Annotated in this window: 5 protein-coding genes; 3 read left to right on the forward strand and 2 right to left on the reverse strand. The window is 70.7% G+C overall.

Annotated features, from left to right (window positions below):
* Positions 1–164 precede the first annotated feature (164 nt).
* Entirely contained in the window at positions 165–2,555 is a 2,391-nt protein-coding gene (locus ACRX5W_RS22895; RefSeq protein WP_436790135.1) for an ATP-binding cassette domain-containing protein, read from the reverse strand.
* A gap of 554 nt (positions 2,556–3,109) precedes the next feature.
* Between ACRX5W_RS22895 and ACRX5W_RS22900 the strand changes: the two genes are divergently transcribed.
* Entirely contained in the window at positions 3,110–5,185 is a 2,076-nt protein-coding gene (locus tag ACRX5W_RS22900; RefSeq protein WP_436790136.1) for a PKD domain-containing protein, read from the forward strand.
* A gap of 60 nt (positions 5,186–5,245) precedes the next feature.
* On the opposite strand, the gene ACRX5W_RS22905 is transcribed toward ACRX5W_RS22900, so the two are convergent.
* Entirely contained in the window at positions 5,246–6,880 is a 1,635-nt protein-coding gene (locus ACRX5W_RS22905) for a TetR family transcriptional regulator (protein WP_436790137.1), read from the reverse strand.
* A gap of 122 nt (positions 6,881–7,002) precedes the next feature.
* Between ACRX5W_RS22905 and ACRX5W_RS22910 the strand changes: the two genes are divergently transcribed.
* The gene (locus ACRX5W_RS22910; protein WP_436790138.1) at positions 7,003–7,710 is read left to right on the forward strand and encodes an SDR family oxidoreductase; all 708 of its coding nucleotides are present in this window, start codon (positions 7,003–7,005) and stop codon (positions 7,708–7,710) included.
* A gap of 146 nt (positions 7,711–7,856) precedes the next feature.
* The gene (locus ACRX5W_RS22915; RefSeq protein ID WP_436790139.1) at positions 7,857–9,242 is read left to right on the forward strand and encodes an ABC transporter substrate-binding protein; all 1,386 of its coding nucleotides are present in this window, start codon (positions 7,857–7,859) and stop codon (positions 9,240–9,242) included.
* Positions 9,243–9,276 lie beyond the last annotated feature (34 nt).

A 9,276-nucleotide genomic window follows, 5' to 3' on the forward strand; every position in this document is an offset into this window, starting at 1 on the left:
GGCGAGCGTATGGTCGCCGTGACTTGAGGGCACGGCCGTCGAGGAAGGCACCCGAACGCGCGCCGCGAGCACACGCCGTGCCCGGGGTGCGGCCCACGCGACGCGCGTTCGAAGACAAACCCTGGGCCACATGCGCCTCTGCTGTCGGGGCGTCCGACCGGCGGTCAGGCGCCGACGTACTCCGCGAGGTGTTCGCCGGTGAGTGTGGAGCGGGCGGCGACGAGGTCGGCGGGGGTGCCTTCGAAGACGATCCGGCCGCCGTCGTGGCCGGCGCCGGGGCCGAGGTCGATGATCCAGTCGGCGTGCGCCATGACCGCCTGGTGGTGTTCGACCACGATGACCGACTTCCCGGAGTCCACGAGCCGGTCCAGCAGGCCGAGCAACTGTTCGACGTCGGCCAGGTGGAGGCCGGTGGTCGGCTCATCCAGGACGTAGACCCCGCCCTTGTCGGCCATGTGCGTGGCCAGCTTGAGCCGCTGGCGTTCGCCGCCGGACAGCGTGGTGAGCGGCTGGCCGAGGCCGAGGTAGCCGAGGCCGACGTCGGCGAGGCGTTCGAGGACGCGGTGCGCGGCGGGCGTACGCGCCTCCCCGTCGCCGAAGAATTCCTCCGCCTCGGCCACCGACATGGCCAGCACCTCGCTGATGTCCCGGCCGCCGAGGCGGTATTCCAGCACCGATGCCAGGAAGCGCTTGCCCTCGCAGTCCTCGCACGTGGTGGCGACGCCGGCCATCATCGCCAGGTCGGTGTAGACGACTCCGGCTCCGTTGCAGGTCGGGCAGGCGCCCTCCGAGTTGGCGCTGAACAGCGCCGGCTTCACGCCGTTGGCCTTGGCGAACGCCTTGCGGATCGGTTCGAGCAGACCGGTGTACGTTGCCGGGTTGCTGCGCCGCGAGCCGCGGATCGGCGTCTGGTCGACGGAGACGACTCCCGCCGACGCCGGGACCGAGCCGTGGATCAGCGAGCTTTTGCCGGAGCCGGCCACGCCGGTGACCACGCACAGCACGCCGAGCGGGATGTCCACGTCGACGTCGCGCAGGTTGTGCGTGGCCGCGCCGCGGATCGACAGGTGTCCGGTGGGTTTGCGCACCGTGTCCTTGAGCGCGGCCCGGTCGTCGAGGTGCCGGCCGGTGACGGTATCGCCGGACCGCAGCCCCTCGACCGTGCCCTCGAAACAGACGGTGCCGCCTTCCGTACCGGCCCCGGGGCCGAGGTCGACGATGTGGTCGGCGATGGCGATGGTCTGCGGCTTGTGCTCCACGACGAGGACGGTGTTGCCCTTGTCACGCAGGCGCAGCAGCAGGTCGTTCATGCGCTGGATGTCGTGCGGGTGCAGGCCGATGGTGGGCTCGTCGAAGACGTACGTGGTGTCGGTGAGTGACGAGCCGAGGTGGCGGATCATCTTGACGCGCTGGGCCTCGCCGCCCGACAGCGTGGCCGCGGGGCGGTCGAGGGAGAGGTAGCCGAGGCCGATCTCCGCGAACGAGTCGAGGGTCCGGCCCAGCGCGGTGAGCAGCGGCGCCACGGAGGGGTCCTTGACGCCGCGGACCCACTCGGCCAGGTCGCTGATCTGCATCGCGCACGCGTCGGCGATGCTGATCCCGTCGATCTTGGACGACCGGGCGCCCTCGCTGAGCCGCGTGCCGTCGCACTCCGGGCAGGTGGTGAACGTGACCGCGCGCTCCACGAAGGCCCGGATGTGCGGCTGCATCGCCTCCTTGTCCTTCGACAGGAACGACTTCTGGATCTTGGGGATCAGCCCCTCGTACGTGAGGTTGACGCCCTCGACCTTGACCTTGGTCGGCTCCCGGTGGAGGAAGTCCTGCATCTCCTTCTTGGTGAATTTGCGGATCGGCTTGTTCGGGTCGAGGAAGCCCGACTCGGCGTAGAGCCGCACGGTCCAGAAGCTGTCCGACTTCCAGCCGGGGATGGTGAACGCGCCCTCGGAGATCGACTTGGAGTCGTCGTAGAGCTGGGTGAGGTCGATGTCGGAGACAGTGCCGCGGCCCTCGCAGTCGGGACACATGCCGCCGGTCCGCGAGAAGGTCGCCTTGACCGCCTTCTTGGCGCCGCGCTCGACGGTGATCGCGCCGCTCGCGCGGACGGTGGCGGTGTTGAAGGAGTACGCGCTGGGCGGTCCGATGTGCGGCATGCCGAGCCGGCTGAAGAGGATGCGCAGCATCGCGTTGGCGTCGGTGGCGGTGCCGACCGTGGAACGCGGGTCGGAGCCGATGCGCTGCTGGTCGACGATGATCGCGGTCGTGAGGCCGTCGAGGACGTCGACCTCGGGCCGCGCGAGTGTCGGCATGAAGCCCTGCACGAAGGCGCTGTACGTCTCGTTGATCAGCCGCTGTGACTCGGCGGCGATCGTGCCGAACACCAGCGAGCTCTTGCCCGAGCCGGAGACGCCGGTGAAGACGGTCAGCCGGCGCTTCGGGATCTCGACACTGACGTCCTTGAGGTTGTTCACGCGCGCGCCGTGCACACGAATCCAGTCATGGCTGTCGGCGGCGTGCGGCTCGGGCGCGTGGGTGTCGGTCTTCGAGGCCGCGGTCATCGTGTCTCCATGGGTCGGGCTGCGCTACGGCGAACAAACTGCGTGGACGGCGGCGTCCGTCGCGGTCAGGGGCTCAGATTAGGCGCGGCCGGGTGACGCGCGCTTCTTCATTCCTGATCGATCCGGCCCGCTGACGGGTTCCTGCCGGACCGACCGCGAGGGCGGGCGTCCGACCGCTCGCAGGCCACACTCTTGACCCTCCGGATCGCGGGTGTTAGACAAGTGCCGCACCATTTTTAGTCGCCCGTTTAAAAACCACCGAACCGCATCAGCGCAGTCGGCTTGCTCGGAACTGAATTGTTTCATCGCGGAGTTCGCCTGCCCACAGGTCGCTCTCGCGACCTCCGAGCGCGTGTGGCCGTCGCCGTCCCGATGGCGGGCACTGCTCCGTGCCCTCCGACCCGACGGCCGGAAACCGGAACGGCCGACGAGTACCTCACGCTCTCCGACTCGTGATGCCCACGTGCGAGTCGCGGTGCCGAGCCGGGTCCGCCGTGGCCGGTGGGCGGGCGTGCTCCGATGCTGCGGAACTCGACGGCCTCAGGAGGTATTTCATGAGCGTACAGCCGGCTCCCGGTGACGACGTGCAGGCGGCATCGGGGGCGGGGACATGGTCGCGGCGTGCATTTGTCCGCAGCGCGGCGGCAGGAGCGGCGGTCGTGGTGGCCGCGCCCGCGATCACGAGCACCAGCGCATCGGCCGCCGAGGCGCCGCAGTGCGTGGCACCGCAGCCGGGCGGACCGGTTTGGGTCACCCCCGGCTGCGCCGACGCGCCGTATGACCGGCCGGTCATCGACAGCGAAACCGACCTCACGGCGCCGGTGCCGCACCGACGGGTGTCCGGCCACTTCGACGGCACGGACAAGAAGTTCACGATCTACCTGCCGCCGAAACGGCAGTGGCAGGGGCGGTTCTTCCAGAACGTCTATCCCTTGCAGAACGAAGTCGCCGAGGATGCGAACATCGCCTTCGGCGCGGCGAGCGGGGCCTACACCGTGCAGACCAACGGCGGTGGCGGCTACCGGGTCGACGCGGCGGCGGCCAAATTCGGCAGGGTCGTCGCGGCGCGGTACTACGGCCGGTCCGGACGCATCCACGGCTACATATGGGGCGGCAGCGGCGGCTCGTTCCAGACCATCGGCGCCATGGAGAACACCTCCGGCGTGTGGGACGGGGCGGTGCCGTTCATCCCCGGGTCACCGGTGGCCATCCCGAACTTCTTCTTCATCCGCGCGTTCGCCCGGCTGGTCCTGGCGGAGAAGGCAGCGCAGATCGAGGACGCCGTGCGGCCCGGCGGTTCCGGTGACCCGTACGCGGGTCTGAACGACGTCGAGCGGGCGGTGCTGCGCGAGGTGACGCGCATGGGCGTGCCGCTGCGGGCATGGCAGAACCACAGGTACGTCCTCGGACTGGACGACGCACAGGGACTGCTCGGCTTCGGGGGCACCGTGCGCGCGATGGACCCGACGTACGCGGACGACTTCTGGGGCAAGCCCGGCCATCTCGGCACCGAGCAGTCGCCGCTGGGCGAACTGTTCCGCGCCGCGCGGATCGACCACACGGCGACCGTCACACGCGTCGACCGGGACGCGCAGAACACGCCGACCGCTCTCGTGCTCGACAGCGTGCCGGCGAACCCGCGCGGCACCCTGCTCGACTTCGCGGCCTCGCACTCGGACGGCACGGCGATCGGCACGCTCACCGGGACGCTGGACTCGGCCTCCAAGGTCTTCACCCTGGCCGCGGGCAACTCCCCTGAGGTCCTGGGCGCGCTCGCGGCCGGCGGCCGGCTCCGCTCGGACAACCGGTGGTCGCTCGCCCTGGTCGCCTACCACCGCCACCAGGTGCCGACACGGGCCGGCTTCGACGCGTGGGACCAGTTCCGCGCCGCCGACGGCCGGCCCGTGTACCCGCAGCGCGCCTTCGAGGTGGGGCCCGCGATCTCCCGCAATGTAAGCGGCGGCGGCACCTTCACCGGCAAGATCACCGGCAAAATGATCGTGGTCACCAACATCCTCGACAACGACGCCTATCCGTGGGACGCGGACTGGTACCGCACTCAGGTGCGGCAGTCGCTCGGGGGACGCGCCGACAGCGAGATGCAGATCTGGTTCAACGACAACGCCGACCACCTCGGCGCCCACCTGCCCGGCCTCGTCGACTACTCCGGCATCCTCCAACGGGCGCTGCGGGACGTCAGCGCGTGGGCGGAGCGCGGCACGGTCCCCGCGCAGCCGACGCGCTACACCGTCTCGAACGGCCAGATCGAGGTTCCCGCGAGCGCCGCGCGGCGCGGAGGCGTCCAGCCCGTCGTGGACCTCACCGTCGGCGGACGCGACCGGATCGAGATCCCCGCCGGACGCTCCGTCACCTTCAAGGCCGAGGTCCAGGTCCCGCCGGGCGCGGGCCACGTCGTGGCGGCCGACTGGGACTTCACCGGCAGCGGGGACTTCCGTCCGGCGACGGTGGGGAGCCCCCGCCCGACCGTCCGCCTGTCGGCGACGTTCACCTATCGCACGCCCGGGACGTACTTCCCCGTGCTGCGGGTCGCCGCCAACCGCGACGGCGACGCGGACACGAGCTTCGCGGCCGTGCGGAACCTCGCTCGGGTGCGCGTCGTGGTCCGCTGACCATCGACCCCGCCAATCTCATACGCATAGAAATTGGGCCCGGCCGACTGGTCGGCCGGATCAGCCGGCCGGGCCCTGTTCGGAGTCGGACGCGGACTCGCGCTGCTTCGTACAAAGGCGAAGGAACGTCTTCACCAGGGCCGGCATGTCGACGGACGGGTCCAGAAGCCACTGGGTCTGGAGCCCGTCGACGACGGCCGGCAGCAGCCGTGCCATGTCGTCGGCTCGCTCGTCGTCGCGCACCCACTGCCGGCGCTGGCCCTCGGCGAGCCCTGCGGTGAGGGAGGCTTGCGCCGCGCGCTGACGCTCGGCGAAGAAGTCGCGGGCGTGGTTGTCGGGGTTGGTGGCAGCGGCGGACAGGGCCGCGAACAGCTTGATCAGGCCCGGCTCGTCCAAGTGGCGGCGTACCGAACCGGTCACCGCGGCGACGGGGTCCGGCTCCTGACGGGCGGTCATAGCGCCGAGTTCGTCGCGTTCCTTCAGGACGGCCAGCAGCAGTTCCTCGCGCGAACCGAAGTAGTACATGAGCGAAGGCTGTTTCACCCCGACCCGGTCCGCGATCTCCTGGAGCGTGCCGCGGGTGCCGCGCTCGGCGAACACCTCCAAGGCCGCGCGCAGGATCTGCTCGCGGCGTTCGGCGCCTTTGCGTGAGGGGTCGCGTCGGGGGGCGGCGGCGGGCTGTCCCGGCGGCGATTCCTCCGCCGACGTGGCGGCGGGGACAGTCGACGTGGCACCGAAGCGCCCGCGCCCGGGATGCCCGCCCTGCCGCCCGCCGGGTTCGTCGGGGTGTTCCCGGACCGGCTCTGCACCGTGCTCCCCACGGTGTTCCTCGCGGCGTTCGCTGACCGGTCCTGCGCTCTGCCGCCCGCCGGGTTCGTCACGCGGTTCGCGGACCGGTTCTCCGCCCTGTTCCTCGCGGCGTTCGCGAATGCGTTCTCCGCCTTGCCGCCCGGCGTTTTCCTCGGCCCGTTCGCGGACCGGTTCTCCGCCCTGGCCCCTGCCCTGCCGCGCGGCGTGTTCGTCGCGCTGTTCCTCCACGGGTTCCTCGGCGGGTTCTCCGCCTTGTCCTCCGCCTTGTCCTCCGCCGCGTCCTTCGCCGTGTCCTGCGCTTCTGTCCGCGCGGTGCCGCGCGCCGGAGTCCTCGCCTAGCAGCACGGTCAGCACGTCCCGGATGATCTCCGGATGGTCGTCCTGCTCGGGGGCGAGCAGCCACTGCTGCTGCATCCCGTCCAGAAGCGCGAGCAGCGCCGTCGCCGCCGCGCGCGGGGTCAGGCCGCTCGGCAGGCGTTCCCCCCAGCGCTCGGTGAAGCTGTCGGCCATGCGCGCACGCACCGCCGCGTAGTGGTCGCGGAAGTACCCCTGCGCCGGGTGCCCCTCCGTGATGCTCTCGCCGAGCAGCACGCTGTACACCTGCGTGAGCCCGACTCGCTCGTGGTCGTGGGCGACCACATGGGCCATCTGGTCGGGCAGATCCTCTTCGGCGTAGTCGGATCGCAGATGGGCGCGGGCCAGTTCCTCCCGGCGGCGCAGCACCTCGACGAGCAGCTTTTCCTTGCCGGGGAAGTAGTGCAGGACCCCCTGCCGGGTCAGGCCGACCCGCTGCGCGATCGCGTCGATCGACGCGCCCTGGTAGCCGCGTGCGGCGAACAGTTCCAGCGCGGCGTCCACGATTTCGTCGCGCCTGGTCCGCGTCATCTCCGTTGTCCGATCGTCACGCCCAGACACTACCGCCGGGACTATGTCATCCCCTACCTTCCTACCTACACGTAAGTAGGACTGCCTACACATCAACGAAAGATTGGGACGAGGTGGAACGGATGACCGAGACGGCCGTCATCACCGGAGCCGCGGGCGGCATCGGGGAAGGCGTCGCACGCTTGCTCACGGCGGCCGGAGTGCGGTGCGTCGTGGTGGACCGCGATCCCAAGGTGGAGGGGGTCGCCGCGGCGATCGGCGGCACGGCCGTCGTCGGCGACCTGACCGACCCGGAGGTGTCGCGGAAGGCCGTCGACGCTGCCGGCGACCGCGTCGACTTCCTGGTCCTCAACGCCGGCATCAACTGCGCCGACAAGGACCCGGCCACCCTCGATCTGGGCCGCTACCAGGCGGTCGTCGGCGTCAACCAGCACTCCGTCGTGTACGGGCTGCGTGCCGCGCTCCCCGTCATGCGCCGGACAGGCGGCGGTTCCATCGTGGTCACCGCCTCGCACGCCGCCCTCAAAGGCGTCCCGCAGGACCCCATATACACGATGACCAAGCACGCCGTCATCGGCCTGGTCCGCGCCTTCTCCGGCACGCTCGCCGCCGAGGGGATCCGTTTCAGTGCCGTCTGCCCCGGCCTCGTCGACACCCCTCTCACGGCGGGCGGACGCGAGCGCTTCCAGGCGGCCGGCATCCCCATGCTCACCTCCGACGAGGTCGCGGCCGCAATCGTCGACACCCTGCGTATGGCGGAGCCCGGCACCGAAGTCGTCCTGCACCCGGGCCGGCCGGTCGGGCGCTACGTCCCCGCGCCCCTCGACTGAGCACTTCGCCGCCCGGCCCACCGGACCGGGCGCCCGAGCATTCCGGTCAACACCCCTTTCCCCCAGTCGGGTTCGCGCGGACCGCGGCGACGTGGCCGCCGACCGGACGCCCCGACTGCACCGCCACCAGCCCCGAGGAACCACGCATGAGATCCCGAACGACCGTCACCGCGCTCGCGGTGACCGCCCTGCTCGCCGCCGGATGTGCCGACCGCGGCGGATCGAACAGCAGTGAGGAACAAGGCGCGCAGGCCCCGCAGGCCACCCCGATATCCGCCGACTTCGGTGATCTGAAGAACGTCTGCCAACCCGGTGAGTCGACCGGCTCTCCGGCGCAGGGCGTGACCGCCGACGAGATCAAGGTCGGCGTGATGTCCGACATCGGCTTCACCAAGAACCAGGAATTCGTCGACGCCGCAAAGGTGTTCACGTCGTGGTGCAATGACGCGGGCGGCATCAACGGCCGCAAACTCGTCGCCACCACCCGCGACACGAAGATGGTCGAGGTCCGGCAGCGCGTCGCCGAGGCGTGCCGCGAGGACTTCGCCCTGGTCGGCGGCGGCGCGTCCCTGGACGGCATGGGTGTCAAGGACCGGCTGTCGTGCATGCTGCCGGACTTCCCCGCCCAGTCCTCGTCCGCCGAGGCCGACGGCTCCGACCTCCAGGTCCGCTCGCAGGCGCGGCCCATCTCGCACGTGCCCTACGCCGGGTTCTACGCCTGGCTGCTCAAGGAGGCCCACCCGGCCTCCGCGGGCGCGCTCGGCATCATCAACGGCGACTCCCCCGTCACCAAGGTCCTCGGTGCCAAGGCCGTCGAGAGCCTGAAGGCCGCGGGCGGCACCGTCGTCTACGACGACCTGTACCCGGCGGCGGGCGTCAGCGACTGGACCCCGTACGCGCAGAGCATCAAGAACAAGAACGTGCGCGGCCTCGTCTTCTACGGCCAGTACGCCCAACTCGCCAAACTTGAGCAGGCGTTGACCAACCTCGGCCACAAGCTCGACTGGATCGACGCCAACAACAACGCGTACAACCCCGCGTTCATCGAACTCGCCGGCGACCAGGTTCTCGCGGCCCAGAACAACGTCGCCGACCTCGGCGGCATCGCCCCGCTGGAAAGCGCCGCGTCCAACCCCGCGACGCAGCGCGTCCTCGACCTGTACGCCAAGTACGCCCCCGGCGCCAAGGTCACCCTCCCCTCGCTCCGCGCCTTCTCCGCCTGGCTCGTCTTCGCCAAGTCCGCCGCGAGCTGCGGCAACGACCTGACCCGCAAGTGCGTCTACGACGCCGCGCGCAACGAGAAGACCTGGACCGCAGGCGGCCTCCAGGCCCCCGTCGACCTGTCGGACAACGACCCGGCACAGTCCTGCTTCAACGCCGTGAAGGCCACCGCCGACGGCTGGCAGGCCCCCGACTTCAAGCCCGACCGGGGCACCTACCGCTGCGACGTCCCCTCCCCCAAGCTCACCGGCTCGTACGCCCGGCCGCTCACGCTCGCCGACGTCGGCAAGAGCTTGAACGACCTTTCGTAAACCGACCGCGCTCGCGGCGGCGGGGCGGCCGGCC

The sequence above is a fragment of the Yinghuangia sp. YIM S10712 genome (genome assembly GCF_051388935.1).
In the GTDB taxonomy this organism is placed as follows: Bacteria; Actinomycetota; Actinomycetes; order Streptomycetales; family Streptomycetaceae; genus Yinghuangia.